The sequence below is a fragment of the Phenylobacterium sp. genome (assembly GCF_030697305.1).
Taxonomy (GTDB): Bacteria; Pseudomonadota; Alphaproteobacteria; order Caulobacterales; family Caulobacteraceae; genus Phenylobacterium.
Genome location: NZ_JAUYQL010000135.1, coordinates 54,391 through 74,944 on the forward strand (window position 1 = coordinate 54,391; position 20,554 = coordinate 74,944).

Here is a 20,554-nt window from a genome sequence, read left to right on the forward strand (position 1 = left end):
CTTCGGCGCGCCAAGCGGCGAACCCTGCGCGGCCATGGCCCGCGCGATCATCCCGCCCATCCTGTCCGACGCGCCGCTGGCGCCGGGCCTCTATGTAGTGGCCACGCCAATCGGCAACCTGCGCGACATCACCCTGCGTGCGCTCGACGTGCTCAACGCCGCCGACGTGGTGCTGGCCGAAGACACGCGGGTGAGCGGCAAGCTGCTCGCCGCCTACGGCCTGTCGGCGAAGCTGGAGCGCTATGACGAGCACGCCGCCGAACGCATGCGCCCCCGCGTGATGGCCAAGCTCGCGGCCGGCGAGCGAGTAGCGTTGATCTCCGACGCCGGCACGCCGCTGATCTCCGACCCTGGCTACCGGCTGGTGCTCGAGGCGGCGGCCGAGGGCTTCACCGTGTTCGCCATCCCAGGCCCGTCGGCGCTGCTGGCCGGCCTGTCGGTCGCCGGGCTGCCCACCGACCGGTTCTTGTTCGCGGGTTTTCCGCCGCCCCGCAGCGCCGCGCGCCGCGTCTTCCTGGAGGAGGTGGCGGGCGTCCGCGCCACCCTGGTGTTCTTCGAGGGCGGCTCCAGACTGGCCGCCAGCCTCGCCGACATGGCTCATGTGTTCGGCCCGCGCGAGGCCGTGGTCTGCCGCGAACTGACTAAGCTCTATGAAACGGTGGTCCGTGGGCCCCTGCCCGACCTCGCCACCGACCCCGCCTTTGCTGCGCCCAAGGGCGAGATCGTCGTCCTGGTCGCACCCGGCCGCGAGGAGGAGGCCAGCGCTGCAGACGCCGACACGGCCCTGCGCGACGCCCTCACTCGGCTGCGACCCGCCGAGGCCGCGAGCGAGGTCGCCAAGGCGCTCGGCATTCCCCGCCGCGACCTCTACCGCCGGGCCATGACGCTGAAGGGCGACGGCGCATGAGCAAGGCCCGCAGCCTGCGCGGCGCGGCGGCGCGGTTGTCCGGCCGCCAGGCCGAGGTGTGGGCGGCGCTGTGGCTGATGCTCAAGGGCTACCGGATCCTGGGTTTCCGGCTGCGCACCCCGCAGGGCGAGATCGACCTGCTCGCTCAGCGCGGCGCGGTGCTGGCGGTGGTCGAGGTGAAGCGCCGGGCTAGCCTCGCCCAGGCGCTGGAGGCGGTGACTTTCGAGCAGCGCGAACGGCTGCGGCGCGCCGGGCGCTCGCTGGCTGCCCGCCGAAGAGGCCTTCAGGGCGCGGCCGTGCGGCTCGATTTGATCGCGCTCGCCCCTGGCAAGCTTCCCCGGCATAGTCGCGACGCCTGGAACGGCGCGTAAGGCGATTGATGTAGCGTGATGACCCGCGAGGACGCCGAGATCCTTCTGACCGAAGCCGGCCAGGCTTCCGATGGTGACTTCCCGCTGCTGGACGCGGCGATCGCCTGCGCCCTGCATGAGGACCCCAGCCGCGACCCGCAGGCGGCGCGCGATCTAGCGGCCGCCGGGGTCGACCGCCTGTCCGCCCGCCTGAAGACCGAGAGCGCCGAGGAGGCCCTGGCCGAGGCGATGGCCGGCGACCTGGGCCTGAACGGCGACCTGTTCACCTATGAGCACCCCGACAACGCCGACCTCCTGGCCGTCGCCGAACGCCGCAGGGGCCTGCCGGTGGCGCTGGGCGTCTATTACCTGCACGTGGCGCGGCGCTGCGGCCTGACAGTGCAGGGCGTGGATTTTCCCGGCCACTTCCTGCTCCGCATCGAGACCGAGGAGGGTCCGCTGGCGCTGGATCCGTTCAGCGAGGGTCGGGTGGTGATGCCCTCGGAGCTGACCAGGCGCGCCCTGCACGCAGGCCTGACGCCCGACGTCGCCGACCGGTTGGACCGGCTGATGGCTCCGGTAAGCAACCGTGCGGTGTTGATCCGCCTGCAGAACAACATCTTCGCCCGCGCCCAGTCGGCGCGCGCCTACGCCCGCGCCGAGCGCGCGGCGCTGAGGCGCGCCCTGCTCGACCCCAAGGATCACCGCCCGTGGCTGGACGTCGCCGCCGCGCGGGAAGGCCAGGGCGCTCTGGCCGGGGCGCTGGAGGCGCTGGCGCGGGCCTCGGCGCTGGACGGCGGCGCGGCGTTGGCCGCCCGCGCCCAGCGCGAACGCATGCGGTTGCGCCTGAACTGATCCTGGCGCGTCGCCGGCGTGCGGAGTATCTGCATCACCTTCGCCGCGAGGAAGCCCGCCATGCCATTGAAGGTCGCTGTTCAGATGGACCCCCTGGAGGGGATCAATATCGAAGGCGACACGACCTTCCTGATGATGGAGACCGCCCAGGCCCGCGGCCATTCGCTGTTCGTCTACACGCCCGAAAAGCTGTCCCTGGAAGAGGGTCGGGTCACCGCCCGTGGCCGCCCGGTCGAGATCCGCCGCACCAAGGGCGACCATGCGACCTTCGGCGACTATCAGCGGTTGAACCTGGAGGAGGTCGACGTGGTGCTGCTGCGCCAGGATCCGCCCTTCGACATGGCCTACATCACCAGCACCCATCTGCTGGACGTGGTGCACCCGAAGACCCTGGTGGTGAACAACCCCACCGAGGTGCGCAATGCGCCGGAGAAGCTGTTCGTCACCGGCTTTCCGGGCGTGCAACCGCCGACCCTGATCACCTCCGACGTCGAGGCGATCTACGACTTCCGCGCGCGCCAGGGCGACATCGTTTTGAAGCCGCTGTACGGCGGCGGCGGGTCGGGCGTGGCCCGGCTGTTGGCGGACGATCCCAACCTCGACGCCCTGCTGGAGCTGCACGCGATGATCGGCCGCGAGCCGGTGATCGCCCAGAAGTTCATCCCCGCCGTGGTCAAGGGCGACAAGCGGATCCTGCTGGTCGACGGCGAACCGGTGGGCGCGGTCAACCGGGTGCCCAACGCAGGCCAGATCCGCTCCAACCTGCGGGTCGGCGGGCGGGCTGAGGCTGTGGAGCTGACCGCACGCGACCTGGAGCTCTGCGCGATCATCGGCCCAGAGCTGAAGCGCCGGGGCCTGCTGTTCGTCGGCATCGACGTGATCGGCGAGTTCCTGACCGAGATCAACGTCACCTCCCCTACCGGCGCCCAGCAGCTCAAGCGCTTCACCGGCATAGACGCCACCGAAAAGCTCTGGGAACGCATCGAAGCGATCCGCGCCAGTTAGAGACCCATTTCCGACGATAGCCTCCTCGTCCCGACCAACGCTGGGAACAGAACTCGAATTATCAACCAATCAGTTGACTCTCAATCGATCAGTTGATTGATTGAGGCATGGACGTTCTGCCTCTGACTTTGCGCGACGACCCGGCCCCGGATGAGGCCCAGCAGCTCGATGCGGTGTTCTTCGCGCTCTCAGACCCGGTGCGCCGCGCCATCCTCGAACGGCTGGACGCCGGCGCCCTGCTGGTCTCGGAGATCGCCGAGCCCTTCGAGATCTCGCTGCAGGCGGTGTCGCGTCACATCCACGTGCTGGTGCGCGCAGGCCTGGTGCGTCAGGCGCGCAGCGGCCGGGTTAGCCGTTGCACCCTGGACGCCGCGCCGATCTACGCCGCCGCCCTGTGGATGAACCGCTACGCCAAGTACTGGCAGGCCGGCTTCGACGCCCTCGCCCAACACCTGCTGCGCATCGACGAGACGCGCGGCTCGACGATCCAAGACAAGGGAGACGAATGATGGACTACGCCCAGACCCGCGAGACCCTCTCCGGCCATCGCGCCCGCATCGAAGCGCTGCGCGCCGAGATGCGCCAGATCCAGGCCGACGTCACCCCGCAGCCGGTGGCCGACTATGAGCTCAGCGGCCCAGGCGGCCCGGTGCGGTTGTCGGATTTGTTCGGGGCCAAGGACGACCTGTTCGTCATCCACAACATGGGGACCGGCTGTCCCGCCTGCACCATGTGGGCGGACGGCTTCAACGGCGTCTACGACCACCTGGCCGATCGCGCCGCCTTCGTGGTCTCCAGCCCCAACACGCCGGACGTCCAGCGCGCGTTCGCCGCCGGCCGCGGCTGGCGTTTCCCGATGGTCAGTCACCAGGGCACCAGCTTCGCCGCCGACATGGGCTATCACCGCAATGGCGGCTGGCAGCCGGGGCTGTCGGTCTTTCAGCGCCAGGGCGATCAGATCCTGCGCGTGTCGGACACGGAGCTCGGGCCGAACGACGACTTCTGCTCCGCCTGGCACATGTTCGCCATGCTGCCGCAGGGCGCGGCCGGCTGGTTTCCAAAGTTCAATTACGTCTGAGGCTCAGCTTATGTGATGCTACGATCACGCTCCGGACGGGCAGGACTACGGCACAGCTAGGTTGTGAGTCGAAGTGGTGGCGCTAGAGCGCAGAAACCACTGATCTTCCCGATAAGTTCATCATTTGTTCTTGATCCGAACCGCGTTCTGCGGCAGCCTTGTGGATAACTCAAGGCGTCAATAAGCGGGGAATGATGGTCGCGCGGGTGGTCACCTTGGCCTTTCAAGGGGTTGAGGCGCGGCGCGTCGACGTCGAGGTCCAGCTGACCGGCGGCGAGGTCAAGTTCATGCTGGTCGGCCTGGGCGACAAGGCTGTCGCCGAAAGCCGCGAACGGGTGCGCGCCGCCTTCGCAGGCCTGGGCCTGGCCATGCCGGCCAGGCGGATCATCGCCAACCTCGCGCCGGCCGACCTGCCTAAGGAGGGCAGCCACTACGACCTGCCGATCGCGCTCGCGGTGATGGCCTCGATGGGCGTGATCCCGCCCGACGCCCTGGCCGGATGGGCGGCGGTGGGCGAACTCTCGTTAGACGGCCGCATCGTCGGCGTGGCCGGGGCGCTGCCCGCCGCGGTCGCCGCCGGATCGATGGATCTCGGCCTGATCTGCCCGAAGGACTGCGGGGCCGAGGCCGCCTGGGCCGGCGACGTGCGCTTGCTGGCCGCGCCGTCGCTGGTGGCGGTGATCAACCATTTCCGCGGAACCCAGATGCTGTCGCCTCCGAAGCCCGGGCCGATGGTCGACGGTGCGCGCGTACCCGACCTGCGCGAGGTCAAGGGTCAGGAACAGGCCAAGCGCGCGCTGGAGATCGCCGCGGCCGGCGGCCACAACCTGCTGTTCTGCGGCCCGCCGGGGTCTGGCAAGTCGATGATGGCCGCGCGCCTACCGGGTCTTTTGCCGCCGCTGACGCCGGAGGAGCTGCTGCAGACCTCGATGGTTCATTCCATCGCCGGCCTGATCGCCAAGGGCGAGCTGACCCGGGCGAGACCCTTCCGCACGCCGCACCACTCAGCCAGCATGGCGGCGCTGACCGGCGGCGGGATCAAGGCCAAGCCCGGCGAGGTTTCGCTGGCGCACAATGGCGTGCTGTTCCTCGACGAGTTGCCGGAGTTCTCCGCCCAGGCGCTGGATAGCCTGCGCCAACCGCTGGAGACCGGCGAGGTGGTGGTCGCCCGCGCCAACGCCCACGTGCGCTACCCGGCGCGTTTCCAGCTCATCGCGGCGATGAACCCGTGCCGTTGCGGCAATGGCGGGGCCGGCCGCGGCGCCTGCGGGCGCGCGCCGCGCTGCCAGTCGGACTACCAGGGCAAGGTGTCGGGCCCGATGATGGACCGCATCGACCTGCAGGTGGACGTGCCGCCGGTCACGGCAGCCGACCTCGCACTGCCGCCGCCGGCCGAGGGCACCGCCGAAGGCGCCGCCCGCGTGCTGGCCGCGCGGCGCCTGCAGGCCGATCGCGCAGCGCAGGCCGGAAACGGCGCGGCTGCGCTGAACGCCCAGGCGGACGGAGACTTCCTGGACGCTATCGCCGCCATGGACGCCCCTGCCCGCGCGCTGCTGTCGCGCGCCGCGGAGGCCGGCAACCTGACCGCCCGCGGCTGGATCCGTACGCTCCGGCTTGCCCGCACCATCGCCGACCTGGAAGGCGAGCCGTCGGTGCGCCGCCTCCACATCGCCGAGGCGCTCATCTACCGACGCGTGTCGCCGGGGATGGTGATGTCGGGCGCTTGACGCGTTCAATCGTCCGCGGCGCGGCGCAGCACCTTCAGCGTGCCGGGCTCCAGCCTGACGTCGAACACCTTGCCATCGGCAGTGCGCGCGTCGTCGATGTCCCAGACCGGCTGACGGATCGGTCGGTCGTCGTCGTACTCGATCTCCTCCCAGGCCACGAAGCCCTCGGCGCGAAGCACCTTTTCAATCGCCGCCTGCTCCTGTGGCGTCGGCGCGCGATCCTTGGCGAGCGTCGGGCTCGCGAGAAGGGCGACTGAACCGGAGAGTATGGCGAGGGCGACAATGCGCATGAGAGGCGTTCCTAAGGCGGTTGGATGCTGCGAAACGGCTCATGGCGGCGCGCGTTCCAATCCGCCCGGGCGCGGCTTGGCCGCCTAGCGTCGGGTGTCGCCGATAGCAGGATCGAACCCCATCGCCAGTTCGACCTCGGCCCGACGCCGCGCCGCCCGGTAGGTCCATGTGCCGACCGCCAGCGGGACCAACAGCAGGTAGCCCCAGAGCACGCCGGCGCTGTAGTAGACCCAGTTGCCCAGCGTGCGGTCGAGCATCTGGGCGACGTGGGTGACCACCGCCAGCAGTTGGAACGCCGCCGCGCAGATCGGCCAGTAGCGGTCGCTCCTCAGGGCGAGCCAGATCAGCACCGCGAACACCAGGATGTCGACCACCGTGGTGGTCCAGCGCAGGTGGAGCCACTGATCGTCCGGCAACAGCACCGCGATCATCCAGCCCACGAAGATGGCCGCCGCACCGATGCGCTCGGACGGCCCCCCACGCCAGCCGGCGTTGGCGCAGACGCCGCAGATCGCGACCCACCAAAGCCAGTGGGGCAGTTGCAGGCTCGCCAGGCTCATAACGAAAGTGGGCCCTCGTTCGCACGAGGGCCCACACTGGCAGACGGTCAGGTCTTATGAAACCCGAGCGCGAACCTTAGGCGGCGCGGACGGTGCGCAGGCGAGCCGCGATGCCGCCTTCGACCGGAGGCTTGTCGCCGCCTTCGTCGCCCAGGGCGACAGCGCCCAGGCCGATTTGGCTTTGCGCGACGCTGAGTTCCTTGTGGGTCTCGACGATGGCGCGGCGCGCTTCGGTCAGCGCCATGATCGCCTGGCTGGCGCGTTCGACAGCGCCTTGACCGATCAGAGCCGAGAGACCGGCTTGCGCGCGCATCGACGGCATGACGCCGGTCAGCGTGGCGGTTTTGCTGAGCGCCGCGTCGATGGCGGCCTCGGCTTGGAACAGAGCATCGGCGATGTTTTCGGCGATGGCGCGGCGTTGCTTGAGCATGAGTTTTCTCCCGCGCGCCGAAATGGCACGGCGCGCCCCTAGGTTGACGTTGATTTCAAAAGTCGAGCCGGATCAGGTCCGGACGAGGGCTCGCGCCAGGTCTTGAAGGGCGTGAAGCCCGGCAAGCACCGCGCCGAAAGCAAGCGCCGTCAAAATCGCGACGCCTACGATCGCCCCCAGGCGAGCAAGCGGGCCTAGGTCATTTCGTCCGACCCTTCCCCGATCCCAGGCCTGAAATTCTCGTCGAGGAGAACCCAGGTGAGGCAGAGGATTTCCCGCAGCACCATCTCGGGCGGCTTGAAGGCGCTCAGTTTGCGTGTGGCCGATACTAAATGGCGAGCCATCTCCGCTTGCATCTCGGTTGCGGCCAGATCGACGAGCTGTCGTTCCAGCTGCACCCATGAGAAAGTCGGTGTCGTTTCCTCCGAGCTGTTGGGCGCGGGCCAGCGCTGCTCGAATTCGTCGATCTCCCGACGAAGACGAATCGCCCTGCCGATCGCCACCCTGTTCCCGAAGTTCTGCCGTTCGCCCATAGGCCGCCTCTCCCGATGCGTCCTCATCGGGCCAGGAGAACTCAGGGCTGTCTGTCCTGATTGCGTCGTGTCCTGATGCGATCAGGACAGCCGGGTCACGCTCGCGCGCCGCCAGCAGCTTGGCCGCCGCGTAGCGGTCGTCGACGCCGAGTTTACGGCGCGCACGGTCGCAGTAGGTGTCGACGGAATTCTTCGACATCCCCAACTCGCGGGCGATCTGCTTCGAACTGAGATGCTGATCGACGAGGCGCAGACATTCCCGTTCCCGCGGGGTCAGCAGCTCGACGCGATCAGCGGTCATGGTTGAAATGCTCGCATAAGGCGAACAGTACACGACTGATCGCGTTTTTCGTCTAGTTTGCCTTTAAGTCGGCCAAACGGCCGCACGCCCGTTCAGTTATCGACGTTAGAGACATTGATGCAACCCAAAGAGGCGGCTCCACCGGAGCCCATCGATTTGGCCATAGGCGCACGCATACGCGCCCGTCGCCGCCAGCTCGGCCTCAGCCAGGGCGAACTGGCCTCGGTGATCGGCGTGTCGTTCCAGCAGGTGCAGAAGTACGAGCGCGGCGCGAATCGCGTTTCGGGCTCCACCCTGGTGTCGACGGCGTCGGCGCTGGAGACCACCGTCGGCTGGCTGGTCGGCGAGGAAGGCTTCAGCGCCCAGAGCGACGACGTGTTCGAAGCCCTGGCCACGCCTGGCGCGCTGGAGATTCTGCATGCCTATGCGGCGATCCCCAGCGCGCGGGCCCGCGCAGCCCTGCTGACCCTGGCCCAGGAGATGACCGAGGCCGCCCTGGCCGAGGCCGCCGCGGGCGCAGGGTCCCTGGCCGAGACCGAAGTCTCGCCGGCTTGACCGAGCGTTAAGCCGCCGCGGCTAAGCTGCGGGTCATGAAACGCACCGTCCAGCCGCGTCGCGGCGCGAAGGTCCAGGCCGGCGTCGCCGCGGGCCAGCTCGCAGCGCTCAGCCATGAGTTCCGAACCCCGTTGAACGGCGTGCTCGGCATGGCGCGACTGCTGGAAGGCACCCGTCTGACCGCCGAACAGCGCGCCTACGTCGCCGCCCTGCGCGAAAGCGGCGAGCATCTGCTTGGCCTGGTCAACGACCTGCTGGATTTCGCCAAGCTGGGCGAGGGCAAGGTCGAGCTGCATCCTGCGTCCGTCGACGTGGAAGCGTTGCTGCGCCAGGTCTGCGAGCTGTTGTCCCCCCGCGCCCGGGAAAAGGGTCTTGAGATCGCCTGGGCGGTTCCGCCCGCCGCCGGCCGGATTCTGGCCGACGAGGGACGCGTGCGTCAGATCCTGCTCAACTTCGCCGGCAACGCCGTCAAGTTCACCGAGGCCGGCGGCGTGCTGGTGACCGCCGAGCGCACCGTCCAAGGCGCGACCCGGTTCATCGTCGCCGACACCGGCCCAGGCGTGCCGGTCGCCGCTCGCGACCGGGTGTTCGAGGCTTACGCCCAGGCCGATCCGCACGCGGCCTCCCTGGGCGGCGCGGGCCTGGGCCTGGCGATCGCCCGACGGCTGGCCCATGCCATGGACGGCGAGGTCGGCGTCGAAAGCCCCGCCGGCGGCGGCGCGACCTTCTGGTTCGAAGCACGGTTCGACGTCGTCCCGGATTCTGAGAACGACGCGACGCTGACCGGGCGGGTCGTCGGCGTCGCCTCGCCCAGCGCCATCGTGCGCGAGGGCGCACGCCGTCAGATCGAAGCCAGCGACGGCCGCGCGGTGGTCGCCGACAATCTCGAAACCCTGTCGCGACGCGCCCCGAAGGACGCGGTGCTGCTGGTCGACCACGCCCTGGCGCCGGCCGGCCGGGCGTTGCGCCCTCCTGAAGGCCGCGCGGCGGTGATCCTGCTGGCGCCCGACGAGCGCGGGCGGATCGCCCGTTACCGCGAGGCGGGCTTTCGTGGGTACCTGATCAAGCCGCTTCGTCGCGCCTCGTTGGCCGAACGCGTGCTGGCCGCGATCGACGGCGCCGCCACGACGGGCCAGCCCGGCGAGGACGAACGCGTCGTGCACGCCGTGGCGACCGGCGCGCGGGTGCTGCTGGTCGAGGACAATCCGATCAACGCCATGCTCGCCCGCACCCTGCTCACCCGCGAAGGCTGCGCGGTGGACCATGCGCGCTCCGGCGAGGACGCCCTGGCGGCGCTGAAGCAGGGCCGCTTCGACTTGATCCTCATGGACATGCGCATGCCGGGCCTGTCGGGGGCGGAGACCACCCGGCGGTTGCGGGCCGACGGCGTGGCCAGCCCCGTGGTGGCGCTGACCGCCAACGCCTTCGACGACGACCGCCGCGCCTGCCTGGCGGCGGGAATGAACGACTTCCTGGTCAAGCCGCTGTCGCCGGACGCCCTGCGCGGCATGCTGGCGCGCTGGGTCAAGGCCGGCTGGACGGACTCCGCGGAGCGGGCCAAGCTCGGTTGACGGCGGCGGGGTCTCCCGGCGCGCACCCGATTCGAGGCCGAGACCCATGACCGCGGACGCCGACACCCCGCCCCGGCGCAGCCTGCTGTCGGCCATCGCGGTCTATGGCGAGCGCCGCTCGCTGGCGATGCTGGCGCTCGGCTTCGCCTCCGGGCTGCCCAACCTGTTGATCTTCGACACGCTGTCGGCCTGGCTGCGCGACGCCGGCCTGTCGCTGGAGGTGATCGGCTTCTTCAGCCTGGCGACGCTAGCCTATTCGTTCAAATTCCTCTGGGCGCCGCTGGTCGACCGCACGCGGGTGCCGCTGCTCACCCGCTGGCTCGGTCATCGACGTTCGTGGATGCTGGCCTGCCAGGCGCTGGTCATCGTCGGCTTGTGGCTGGTGGCCGGTACGGATCCGGCGAGCCAGCTCGGCCTCATGGCCACTTTCGCGGTGTTCGTGGGCTTCACCTCGGCGACCCAGGACATCGTCATCGACGCCTGGCGCATCGAGGTGGCGGAGGTTGAAAAGCAGGGCGCGATGGCTGCGGCCTACCAGTGGGGCTACCGCATCGCCACCCTGACCGCGGGCGCGGCGCCGCTGGTGCTGGCCGAGAGCCACGGTTGGAACTTCTCCTACGCCGTGATGGCGGGCCTCATGGTGGTGGGCGTGCTGGGCGTGCTGGGCGCCCCCCGCGAAGCCCAGCACCAGATTCGGCCGATCCACGCCGAGGGCGTCGCCGCCGCGCCGGCGCGCGAGGTCTTCGAGTGGGTGATCCGTCTGGCGCTGTTCGTCCTAGGCGCCCTGGTGCTGGGCTCCGGCCTGTCGGGCAACGCCGACCTGCTGGCCGGTTTGCTGGGCCTTCTCGGTCTGCCCTCGGCGGGCGAAAGCCTCACCGCCGTCTGGGAGGCGAAGCCCTGGGGCGTGTTCGCCCAGGTGGCCGGGGTGATCGTGGGCGGACTGATCATCTTCGTCGCAGCAAGACCGTTGCGCTCGATGCGCACCCGGCCGGGAATCTATCTGGGGGCCGCGTTCGGCGAGCCTCTGGGCGACTTCTTCGGGCGCTACGGCCGCGTGGCGGGGTTGATCCTGGCGACCATCTGCCTCTACCGGCTGTCCGACTTCGTGCTCAACATCATGAATCCGTTCTACCTGGACCTCGGGTTCACCAAGACCGAGATCGCCGAAGTGCGGAAATTCTTCGGCATGTTCATGTCGATGGCCGGCGTGTTCCTGGGCGGGCTGGCGGTTGTCAGGCTGGGGCTGATGCGGGCGCTGGTGATCGGCGCGTTCGCGGGCCCGCTGAGCAATCTGGTTTTCGCCTGGCTGGCGGCGCAAGGGCCGACCCTGCCCGCCCTGTTCGTCGCCATCGGCGTGGATAACATCGCCTCGGGCTTCTCGGGCACCTGCCTCATCGCCTACATGTCCAGCCTGACCAGCGCAGGGTTCACCGCCACCCAGTACGCGCTCTTCTCCTCGCTCTATTCCCTGCCCGGCAAGCTGCTCGCGTCGCAGTCCGGACGGCTGGTCGAGGCCACGGCGAAATCGGCTGACGCTGGCGGGCCGGCGGCGATGCTGAAGGGCCTGTTCACGGGCTTGCCGCCGGAGACCTTCGCCGCCGCAGCGGCCAAGTCCCAGGTCAGCGCCGCGGCGCTCGGCGCGGGCTATGTCTCGTTCTTCTTCTATTCGGCGGCGATCGGGGTCGCGGCGATCGTCCTGGTGTTCATGGTCGCGCGCCGCCAGCCGCCCGCGCAGACACCGGCCCAAACCCAGAGCCAGTCGCAGACCGCCTAGGTCGTCAGGCAGATCACCTGGGCCACGCGCAGGTCGCGGCGCAGCCCGTCGGCAACGCGGCCGTAGTTGTCGGTGGTCACCGGCTGGCCGGCCGCGAAGGGTGCGGCCCGCTTGTGGGAATAGGCGATGGCGTCGCTGACCGTTTCCGGGACCGTCGTGTAGATCCGCCCGCGACGCGGCGACTCGGCGACGGTCACGGCGATCACCCGGCCGGCAGAGTCCAGCGCCGGCGCGCCGGAGAGGCCGCCCAGCGTGCCCTCCAGGCCATCGGTCCGGCCGGTCTCGGCCCAGGCGAGCACGGGCTCGGCGCGGGCGCCTCGCCCCCTAACCATCAAGGTCTCACGCCCGAGCAGGCGTGAGGTGGCCTCGCCGGGACGGCCCTGTGGGTAGCCCGGGTGGAAGGCGCGTTCGCCGCGTCGCAGGCCGGCGCTAAGACCCAGAGGCAGCGGCGGGGCCCCGCCATCCGTCGTCAGGATCGCCGCTTCGCCGCGGGGGTCGATCTGCACCTGGGCGGCGACGCCCTGGCCCTCGCCGATGACGATGGCGGTGCGGGCGCAGCCGTCAACCACGTGGCGCGCGGTGATCCAGACGCCGCTGTCGGACACGGAGAAGGCGGTGCCGACGCCCGGTGAGGCCTTGCCCGGCACATCCACCACGACGCCCGGATCGAAGGGCGAGGCGGGGCCCAACGGGCCTTCATCCAGCTCCGGCGGGGCCGGCGGCGCATCGGCGCGCTCCTGGCGTCCGACGGCGGCGACCAGCAGCGCTGCGACCACCGCCGCATAAACGGCCCAGTCGGGTAGCCGGGGGAAGTGCATGGTCCGCTCAGCCAGCCACGGCGGCGGCGATGATCAAGGCGGTGGCGAGTTTGGCGCCCACCAGCAGGGCCGCGGCGGCGACCTCGCCCTCCTGGATGCGCTGCGGCAGGCCGCGCAGCACGATGTCGACAAGGCGGAAGACCAGCAGTTGGACGATCACCGTCGAGACACCCCAGACGCCGATCTCCACCACCGAGGTCGAGGCGGTCAACGACACGGCGAGCGGGATCGCCAATCCCACCAACACGCCGCCCAGCGACACCGCGGCGGCGGCGTTGCCCTCGCGGATCAGGCGGATCTCCCGATGCGGGGTGAGCAGGACGTAGAGCGTCACGGCCAGGAACAGGATCAGCGTGGTCACCGCCGCGTGCAGCAGCGTGACGGGAAAGCCTGTGGCGAAAGCCTGGATCTCCGGCGACTGGAGCTCTGGCGGCATCGGAGGATTTTACCTGGCGGTCGGCGGAGACGGGCTTCTGGTTAGCACGCGGCGCGCGGCGCGCAACGTCCGTGGCTAGACGTCAAGGCGCGGCCTCGGGCGCGACGGCCGACCCGGCGGGGGTCTTTCGCCGCGCGCTGGCCCTGACCTTCTCGCTCTCCGACTTGAGCTGGCCGCAGGCGGCCAGGATGTCGCGGCCGCGCGGCGTGCGGATCGGCGAGGCGTAGCCGGCGCGGTTCAGCACCGCGGCGAACCGTTCGATCGTCCCCCAGTCCGAACACTCGTAGGTGCTGCCCGGCCAGGGGTTGAACGGGATCAGGTTGATCTTGGCGGGGATGCCGGCCAACAGCCTGACCAGCGCCTTGGCCTCCGCGAGGCTGTCGTTGATCCCCTTCAGCATCACGTACTCGAAGGTTACGCGGCGGGCGTTCGACAGGCCCGGATAGGCGCGCACGCCGGCGATCAGCTCCGCGATCGGATATTTCTTGTTCAGCGGCACCAGCACGTCGCGCAACGCGTCGTTGGTGGCGTGCAGCGAGATCGCCAGCATCGCCTGAGTCCGCGCGCCCAGGGCGTCGAGTTCCGGGACGACGCCCGACGTCGACACGGTGATCCGTCGCCGCGACAGCGCGATGCCCTCGTTGTCCGAGATGATGTCGATCGCGTCGGCGACGCCGCCCAGATTGTACAGCGGCTCGCCCATGCCCATGAACACCACGTTGGAGAGCCGGCGGTCTTCCTTGGGGCTCGGCCATTCGCCCAGGTCGTCGCGCGCCACCTGCACCTGGGCGACGATCTCGGCCGCGGTCAGGTTGCGGACCAGCGCCTGGGTGCCGGTGTGGCAGAAGGTGCAGTTCAGCGTGCAACCGACCTGGCTGGAGACGCACAGCGCGCCTGCCCGGCCGACGTCGGGGATGTAGACGGTCTCGACCTCGATGCCCGGCGCGGTGCGGATCAGCCACTTGCGCGTGCCGTCGCGGCTGACCTGGCGCTCCACGACCTCGGGCCGCGCAACCACGAAGCGCTCGGCCAGCGCCGCGCGTGTCTCCTTGGCGATGTCGGTCATCCGTTCGAAGTCGGTGACGCCGTAGTGATGCATCCAGCGCCAGAGCTGGCCGGCGCGCATGCGGGCTTTCTCCGGCGGCACCGCTTCGGAAGACACCAGCGCCGCGGCCAGCGCCGGCCGCGTCAGCCCCGAAAGGTTGGGCCTGGCCTGGGCGGGTTCGCCCGCGGCGGCGCGCGAAAAGTCCAGGGTGACGCCCAAGGGTGCAAGGTCCGCAGGGTTGGAGGAAGCGGCAATATAGGGCCTGGGACCCGCTGCGCCAAATCGGGCCGCGGCTGTCCCGCCCGGCCCTTCCGTCGCCAGACGGGCTGGGCTAGCGTCGCGCACTTTTTGCGCAAGCGTGTGGTGATCGAGATGAAGGCTCTGCTGAGCAAGTCTCCGGGCGGCCCCGAAACCCTGGTGTTCGAGGACCTGCCGAGTCCGGTGGCGGGCGCGGGCCAGGCTGTGGTCAGCGTCAAGGCCTGTGGGGTCAACTTCCCCGACGTGTTGATCATCGAGGACAAGTACCAGACCAAACCGCCCCGCCCGTTCGCCCCGGGCGGCGAAATCTCCGGGGTGGTGAAACAGGTGGGCGACGGCGTCACCGCGGTGAAGGTCGGCGACCGCGTACTGTCCGTAACGACATTCGGCGGCATGTCCGAGGAGATGGCCATCGAGGCGGCGCTCCTGGTGAAGATCCCCGACGCCATGCCCTTCGACGTCGCGTCCGCCTTCCTGCTGACCTACGGCACCGCGCATCATGCCCTGAACGAGCGCGGCAAGCTGAAGGCCGGCGAGACCTTGCTGGTGCTGGGCGCGGCGGGCGGCGTCGGGCTCGCAGCGGTGGAGGTCGGCAAGGCCATGGGCGCGCGGGTGATCGCTGCCTGCTCCAGCCAGGAGAAGGTGGACCTGGCCAAGGCGCACGGCGCCGACGATGGCGTGGTCTATCCACGTGGCCCGATCGACCGGGCCGGCCAGAAGGCGCTGTCGGAGCTGTTCAAGTCGGCCTGCGGCGCGGACGGTCCCGACGTGATCTACGACGCGGTGGGCGGCGACTATGCGGAGCCGGCGCTGCGCAGCATCAACTGGGAAGGCCGCTACCTGGTGATCGGTTTCGCGGCGGGCGATATCCCGCGCATCCCGCTGAACCTGCCGCTGCTCAAGGGATGCGACATCGTCGGGGTATTCTGGGGCGACTGGATGCGCCGCGACCCGAAGGCGTTTTCGGCCAGCGTCCAGAACCTGCTTGGCATGTACGAGCGCGGCGCGCTGAAACCTCACGTCTCGGAGCGCTTCCCCCTGTCCAAGGCCGCTGACGCCATCACCCACTTGGCCAGCCGCAAGGCGATGGGCAAGGTGGTCGTGACCATGGGCGAGCCGGCCTGAGCCGTCAGGTCTCGCGCCGCATCCGGTCCAGCAGGCTGCGCGCCGCCTCGCGGTGGCGCGGCTTGAGGTTGCGCCCGACCACCGCCAGCAGGGCCGCGAACACCGCCGCGTCGTCGGTGAATCCGATGCCGGCGATGAAGTCGGGCACCGCATCGGTGGGCACGACGAAATAGGCCAGCGCCGCCAGCATCATGCCCTTCGCAGCCGGCGGCGTTTCGGCGTCGCGGGCGCAGAACCATACCGACAACACCTCGCCGGCGAACGGGACGCGCGCGGCGACCTTGCGGAATTTCGGCCAGAAGCCTGTCGCCACGCGTTGTTCGTTCAGGCGGATCACCGCCGGCGTCAGCGCGCGATCGGGAGCGATCGGCCCCGTGGCGTCGAAAGGGTCGCCGTGGACGTCGCGGGAAGCGTCGGTGTCAGCGGTCATCGTCCCCAGCCTTGCGCCTATAGGATGGACGCTGCAAGCGAGGCCGCGCCAAGGCTTGATCGCGCTGACGCGCCGCACGTGCCGTGGCCAGTGCACGCTTTACCTTCGGCCTGATTGAGGGTTCGTTGGGCGGCGGATGACAACAGGGCTGCCTCGATGATCGGCAGATGGGCTCAGCGGTTCGCCACCGCGATCGAACGCCCGGCCGCGGCCTATGGCCTGGTGGTCGCCGCCGTGGCGGCGGCGGTCGGCGTCCGGCTCCTCGCCGGGCTGTTGATTGCCGATCCCCCGGCGTTCATGGCCTTCTTCCCGGCTGTGCTGTTCGCCACCCTGGTCGCCGGCGGCCGAGGCGGCCTGCTGGCCGTGGCGCTGAGCGTGGTCGCGGTGGTCGCCTTCTTCCTTCCGCACATCCCGGCGCACCGACTGTGGGCGACCCAGCATGTGCAGGTGGCGATGTTCGCCGCCACCTGCGTGATTATGGTGGCGATGGCCAGGGCGCTGCGCGCCGGCATCCTGCACGGGGTCACCGCCGAGGAGCGTTTTCGGGCGGCGCAGGAGCGCGCGCTGGACGCCTTCGTCATCGTCGACGCCGTGCGCACCGGCGACAGGATCGTCGATTTCGTCTGGAGCTACGCCAACCCAGCCGCCGATCGGATGGCGCCGGCCGGAATCGACGGACTGACCGGCCGACGCGTGCTGTCGGTGTTCCCCGGCGACGCCGGTCAATTGATATTCGAGCGCTATCTCGATCTTCACGCCAGGGGCGGGCCGGATCTGCTGGAGACGCAGCGGGTGATCGACGGGCAGGAGCGCTGGGTGCGCACCTCCGGCGTGCGGGTGCGCAACAGCCTGGCCGTCACCTTCCGTGACATCACCGAAGAGCGCCAGGCGGCCGAGGCGGTGCGGGCGGCGGAAGCGGAGGCGCGGCGCAGTCGTGACGAGTTCGAGCACATCGCCAACGCTACGCCGGTGATGATCTGGATGAGCGACGCGTCGACCCGTTGCACCTGGGTCAATCAGCGATGGCTGGACTTCAGCGGCCGGGAGATGGCGGCGGAGTTGGGCGTCGGCTGGATGGATCGCCTGCATCCCGACGACAAGGCGACCTGGAGGGCGAACTACGGGGAGTCGATCGCTCACAGCGACCCGTTCCACGCCCAGTACCGGCTGCTGCGTCACGATGGCGAATACCGCTGGATCGAGGGCTTCGCCGCGCCGCGCCTGGATGAACAGGGCGAGCTGATCGGCTACATCTCCAGCGCCGTGGACATCAACGACCGCAAGTCGGCGGAGGAGGCGTTGCGCGTTGGCGCCGGGCGGATGCGCGCGCTGATGGAGACCCTGCCGCAGATGATGTGGGCCAACCGGGCCGACGGCTACTGCGACTACCTGAGCACCCAGTGGCTGGCCTACACCGGCGTCCGCGCAGAGGATCATCTGGGTTTCGGCTGGCTGGACGCCATCCATCCCGAGGACCGCGACGACTGCCGCCGCGCCTGGGAGCAGGCGGTGGCCGGGACGCTGCCGTTCGACGTCGAGTACCGGATCCGCCGGCACGACGGCGTCTGGCGATGGTTCCAGGGCCGCGCCGCAGCAGTGCGCGACGGCGAAGGACGGGCGACCCGCTGGTTCGGGTCCTCGTCGGACATCACCGAGATCGTCGAGGCCCGTCGCGACCTGGAGACCCGCGTCGCCGAGCGCACCCGCGAACTGCAGGAGAGCCTGGAAGAGCGCGAGCGCGCGGAAGCGGCCCTCGCCCAGGCCCAGCGGCTCGAGACCGTGGGCAGGCTCACCGGCGGCGTGGCGCATGACTTCAACAACCTGCTGACCGTGGTGATCGGCGGGCTCGACATGATGCTGCGCACGCCGAACGACGCGGCGCGGGTCACGCGCCTGGGCGAGGCGGCCCTGGCGGCGGGCCGGCGCGGCGAACGGCTGACGCGGCAACTGCTGGCGTTCTCGCGTCGCCAAGAACTGAAGCTCGACGTCATGGACGTGGGCGCCCTGATCGCCCAGGTCGAGCCGCTGGTGCGCCGCGCCGCCGGCGAGGCCATCGAGCTGAGCGTGCGTACCGATCCCGCGACGGGCGCCAGCCGCCTCGACGGCGCCCAGTTCGAGGCTGCGTTGCTGAACCTGGTGGTGAACGCCGCCGACGCCATCGGCGCCGGCGCCGGCCGCATAGAGATCGCCGTCGACAGGACCACGCTTCGCGACGGCGAGGTCGGGGGTGCAGCCGCCGGCGACTACGTCCGGGTCGCGGTGTCGGACAGCGGCGCCGGCATGTCGCCCGAAGTCCTGAAACGGGTGTTCGAGCCGTTCTTCACCACCAAGGAAGTGGGCAAGGGCACCGGGCTCGGCCTCGCGCAGGTCTATGGCTTCGTCACTCAGTGCGGCGGGGCGGTGACGATCGACAGCCAGGTGGGCCAGGGCGCGACGGTGACCTTGTTGCTGCCAGCCGTCGAAGCGCCGCCCACCGTTATCGCGACGGCCGAGCCCCAGACATTCTCCGCGGTGAGCACCGAGGGCGCCAAGGTCCTGCTGGTCGAGGACGACGTCGCGGTGCGCGCGGTGGCCGAGGGCCTGCTGATCGAACTGGGCTGCGAGGTGCAGGCGGAACCCGACGCCCCGTCGGCGCTGCGCCGGCTGGCCGAAGGCGGGCGCTTCGACGTGCTGATCTCCGACATCGTCATGCCGGGCGGGATGAGCGGCCTAGATTTGGCGCAAGCCGCACGGCAGGCGCGACCGGAGCTGCCGATCCTGTTGACCACCGGCTACGCCGGCGAACAATGGGGGGCCGCCGCGGCGGCGGCCGACTGGCCGATTCTGCGCAAACCCTTCCGCGCCGAACAGCTCGGCGCTGCGCTGCGCAAGGTTCTCGACTGGACGTCCGAGACCGCCTGACCGCCCGCTAGCGGCGGCGCAGGCTGCCCAGCGCCCCGCGGATCAGCTCGCGCCCGACCTGGCTGCCGATCGTGCGCAACAGCGACTTGGCGAAGGCCTCCGCCATGCCCTGGCGCTGTGGGCGCGGCGCGGCGCGGGCCGCAGGCGCGCGAGCCTCGCGCGCCGGAGCCTGGGCAGGTGCAGCCTTCGCCGCCGCCTGAGCCTGGATCTCGGCCTGGGCCTTGTCCGCCCTCGCGTGCAGCATCTCGTAGGCCGACTCACGGTCCTTCGCCTGGTTGTAGAGCCCGCCCACCGGACTGGCGGCGGTGATGGCCGCGCGCTCGGCGGGCAACATCGGCCCGAGCCTCGAGGCCGGCGGCCGCACCAAGGTCTTCTGCACCACCGTGGGGGCGCCCTTCTCGTCCAGCACCGAAACCAGCGCCTCGCCGACGCCCAGCCCCTGGATGGTCTCGGCGGTGTCGAACGCCGGATTGGGACGGAACGAGCCCGACGCGGCCTTCAACCCCTTCTGCTCCGCCGGCGTGTAGGCGCGGAGCGCGTGCTGGATACGGTTGCCGAGCTGGCCCAGCACCGTCTCGGGGATGTCGGCCGGGTTCTGGGTGACGAAATAGATGCCGACGCCCTTGGAGCGGATCAACCGCACCACCTGCTCGACCTTTTCGATCAGCGGCTTGGGCGCGTCGCGGAACAGCAGGTGCGCCTCGTCGAAGAAGAACGCGAGTTTGGGCTTCTCGGGATCGCCGACCTCGGGCAGCTCCTCGAACAGCTCCGACAGCAGCCACAGCAGGAAGGTCGCGTAGAGCCTGGGCGAATTGATCAGCTTGTCGGCCGCCAGCACGTTGACGTAGCCGCGCCCGGAAGTGTCGGTGCGCATCAGGTCGCTGAGCGACAGGGCCGGTTCGCCGAACAGATTGGTCCCACCCTGGTTCTCCAGCACCAGCAGCTTGCGCTGTATGGTCGCCACCGTGGCCGGGGCGACGCCGCCGTACTTGGCGCCCAGCTCCGCCGAGTGCTCCGAAGCGTAGGTCAGCACCGCCTGCAGGTCCTTCAGGTCGACCAGCAGCAGGCCTTCATCGTCGGCGGCGCGGAACACCACGTTCAGCGCCCCCTCCTGCACGTCGTTGAGCTCCAGCATCCGCGAGATCAGCAGCGGGCCCATCTCCGACACCGTGGCGCGGATCGGATGGCCCTGTTCGCCGAACAGGTCCCAGAAGATCACCGGGGCGGCGGCCGGCTTCAACTCCAGGCCCATGGTCGCGGCGCGCGCCAGCATTTTCTCGTTGGGCTGGCCGATCATGCCGATCCCGGAAAGATCACCCTTCACGTCAGCGGCGAAAACCGGGACGCCGGCGTCGGAGAGACCCTGGGCGATCACCTGCAGCGTCACGGTCTTGCCGGTGCCGGTGGCCCCTGCGACCAGGCCATGCCGGTTGGCGCGGTCGAGCCGCAAACACTCGAAATGATCGGAGAAGCCGATCACCACGCCGCCTTCTGGCGTCATCCGTAAAACCTCCGCTGGAACAGCGCCTACGCTATCTGCGGCGCATGGGCTCCGCCAGGGCGGATGGCAAGCCCAAGGATCGTGGAAGTCGGCAATCGCAAGC

At 69.9% G+C, this 20,554-nt stretch carries 21 protein-coding genes; 12 read left to right on the plus strand and 9 right to left on the minus strand.

Translation table 11 applies throughout. The annotated features are described in order from the left end of the window. The first annotated feature begins 34 nt into the window (after positions 1–34). The 7 genes from rsmI (at position 35) to Q8R27_RS14125 (ending at position 5,922) form a co-directional block, all read left to right on the plus strand. Positions 35–907, plus strand: coding sequence for a 16S rRNA (cytidine(1402)-2'-O)-methyltransferase (gene rsmI / locus Q8R27_RS14095; protein ID WP_305699617.1), 873 nt, complete (start codon positions 35–37; stop codon positions 905–907). Continuing rightward, a complete protein-coding gene (locus tag Q8R27_RS14100) occupies positions 904–1,278 on the plus strand; it encodes a YraN family protein (protein ID WP_305699618.1) in 375 nt (124 codons plus the stop codon). Before rsmI ends, Q8R27_RS14100 begins: the two co-directional genes overlap by 4 nt. A gap of 18 nt (positions 1,279–1,296) precedes the next feature. Further along, positions 1,297–2,112 carry a transglutaminase family protein gene (locus Q8R27_RS14105; RefSeq protein WP_305699619.1) on the plus strand — a complete coding sequence of 272 codons (816 nt, stop codon included), beginning with the start codon at positions 1,297–1,299 and terminating at the stop codon, positions 2,110–2,112. A 60-nt stretch (positions 2,113–2,172) separates the two neighbouring features. Then, positions 2,173–3,117 carry a glutathione synthase gene (gshB, locus tag Q8R27_RS14110; protein ID WP_305699620.1) on the plus strand — a complete coding sequence of 315 codons (945 nt, stop codon included), beginning with the start codon at positions 2,173–2,175 and terminating at the stop codon, positions 3,115–3,117. 107 nt (positions 3,118–3,224) lie between these two features. Continuing rightward, a complete protein-coding gene (locus Q8R27_RS14115; protein ID WP_305699621.1) occupies positions 3,225–3,626 on the plus strand; it encodes a helix-turn-helix transcriptional regulator in 402 nt (133 codons plus the stop codon). After that, positions 3,626–4,195, plus strand: a complete 570-nt coding sequence (locus Q8R27_RS14120) for a DUF899 family protein (protein WP_305699622.1) — start codon at positions 3,626–3,628, stop codon at positions 4,193–4,195. Before Q8R27_RS14115 ends, Q8R27_RS14120 begins: the two co-directional genes overlap by 1 nt. A 194-nt stretch (positions 4,196–4,389) precedes the next feature. Beyond that, on the plus strand, positions 4,390–5,922 hold the full coding sequence (locus Q8R27_RS14125; protein WP_371134705.1) for a YifB family Mg chelatase-like AAA ATPase: 1,533 nt from the start codon (positions 4,390–4,392) through the stop codon (positions 5,920–5,922). 5 nt (positions 5,923–5,927) lie between these two features. Here the strand turns inward: Q8R27_RS14125 and Q8R27_RS14130 are convergent, their stop codons facing one another. The 4 genes from Q8R27_RS14130 to Q8R27_RS14145 all read right to left on the minus strand — a co-directional run bounded on the left by Q8R27_RS14130 (position 5,928) and on the right by Q8R27_RS14145 (position 8,037). After that, a complete protein-coding gene (locus Q8R27_RS14130) occupies positions 5,928–6,212 on the minus strand; it encodes a PepSY domain-containing protein (protein ID WP_305699623.1) in 285 nt (94 codons plus the stop codon). An 84-nt stretch (positions 6,213–6,296) separates the two neighbouring features. Next, complete coding sequence (locus Q8R27_RS14135; RefSeq protein ID WP_305699624.1) at positions 6,297–6,773, minus strand: hypothetical protein; 477 nt, start codon at positions 6,771–6,773, stop codon at positions 6,297–6,299. 76 nt (positions 6,774–6,849) lie between these two features. After that, positions 6,850–7,203, minus strand: a complete 354-nt coding sequence (locus tag Q8R27_RS14140; RefSeq protein WP_305699625.1) for a hypothetical protein — start codon at positions 7,201–7,203, stop codon at positions 6,850–6,852. A 72-nt stretch (positions 7,204–7,275) separates the two neighbouring features. Further along, positions 7,276–8,037, minus strand: coding sequence for a helix-turn-helix transcriptional regulator (locus Q8R27_RS14145; RefSeq protein WP_305699626.1), 762 nt, complete (start codon positions 8,035–8,037; stop codon positions 7,276–7,278). A 117-nt stretch (positions 8,038–8,154) separates the two neighbouring features. On the opposite strand from Q8R27_RS14145, the gene Q8R27_RS14150 reads away from it, so the two are divergent. Genes Q8R27_RS14150 through Q8R27_RS14160 form a run of 3 tightly spaced genes read left to right on the plus strand, consistent with a single transcriptional unit; the run spans position 8,155 to position 11,937 of the window. Further along, positions 8,155–8,592 carry a helix-turn-helix domain-containing protein gene (locus tag Q8R27_RS14150; protein WP_305699627.1) on the plus strand — a complete coding sequence of 146 codons (438 nt, stop codon included), beginning with the start codon at positions 8,155–8,157 and terminating at the stop codon, positions 8,590–8,592. Between the two features lie 35 nt (positions 8,593–8,627). Further along, a complete protein-coding gene (locus Q8R27_RS14155; protein WP_305699628.1) occupies positions 8,628–10,163 on the plus strand; it encodes a response regulator in 1,536 nt (511 codons plus the stop codon). 46 nt (positions 10,164–10,209) lie between these two features. Then, positions 10,210–11,937: an MFS transporter gene (locus Q8R27_RS14160; protein ID WP_305699629.1), complete on the plus strand. Its 1,728-nt coding sequence runs from the start codon at positions 10,210–10,212 to the stop codon at positions 11,935–11,937. Here the strand turns inward: Q8R27_RS14160 and Q8R27_RS14165 are convergent. From Q8R27_RS14165 to rlmN, 3 genes are all read right to left on the minus strand, one after another. Then, entirely contained in the window at positions 11,934–12,755 is an 822-nt protein-coding gene (locus Q8R27_RS14165) for a serine protease (protein ID WP_305699630.1), read from the minus strand. The two genes, Q8R27_RS14160 and Q8R27_RS14165, sit on opposite strands and share 4 nt — an antisense overlap. Before the next feature lie 7 nt (positions 12,756–12,762). Further along, positions 12,763–13,191 (minus strand): DUF350 domain-containing protein, encoded by a 429-nt coding sequence (locus Q8R27_RS14170; RefSeq protein ID WP_305597337.1) that lies wholly within the window; start codon positions 13,189–13,191, stop codon positions 12,763–12,765. Between the two features lie 82 nt (positions 13,192–13,273). Continuing rightward, entirely contained in the window at positions 13,274–14,455 is a 1,182-nt protein-coding gene (gene rlmN, locus Q8R27_RS14175; protein ID WP_305699631.1) for a 23S rRNA (adenine(2503)-C(2))-methyltransferase RlmN, read from the minus strand. 153 nt (positions 14,456–14,608) lie between these two features. Between rlmN and Q8R27_RS14180 the strand changes: the two genes are divergently transcribed. Beyond that, positions 14,609–15,619 (plus strand): NADPH:quinone oxidoreductase family protein, encoded by a 1,011-nt coding sequence (locus Q8R27_RS14180; protein ID WP_305699632.1) that lies wholly within the window; start codon positions 14,609–14,611, stop codon positions 15,617–15,619. Between the two features lie 4 nt (positions 15,620–15,623). Here Q8R27_RS14180 and Q8R27_RS14185 read toward each other — a convergent pair whose 3' ends face one another. Next, positions 15,624–16,049: a YkvA family protein gene (locus tag Q8R27_RS14185; RefSeq protein ID WP_305598388.1), complete on the minus strand. Its 426-nt coding sequence runs from the start codon at positions 16,047–16,049 to the stop codon at positions 15,624–15,626. Positions 16,050–16,205: 156 nt separating this feature from the next. Here Q8R27_RS14185 and Q8R27_RS14190 point away from each other — a divergent pair, with 156 nt between their 5' ends. Then, positions 16,206–18,950: a PAS domain-containing sensor histidine kinase gene (locus Q8R27_RS14190; RefSeq protein ID WP_305699633.1), complete on the plus strand. Its 2,745-nt coding sequence runs from the start codon at positions 16,206–16,208 to the stop codon at positions 18,948–18,950. Positions 18,951–18,957: 7 nt separating this feature from the next. Here Q8R27_RS14190 and Q8R27_RS14195 read toward each other — a convergent pair whose 3' ends face one another. After that, the gene (locus tag Q8R27_RS14195) at positions 18,958–20,451 is read right to left on the minus strand and encodes a helicase HerA-like C-terminal domain-containing protein (RefSeq protein WP_305699634.1); all 1,494 of its coding nucleotides are present in this window, start codon (positions 20,449–20,451) and stop codon (positions 18,958–18,960) included. Between the last annotated feature and the right edge of the window lie 103 nt (positions 20,452–20,554).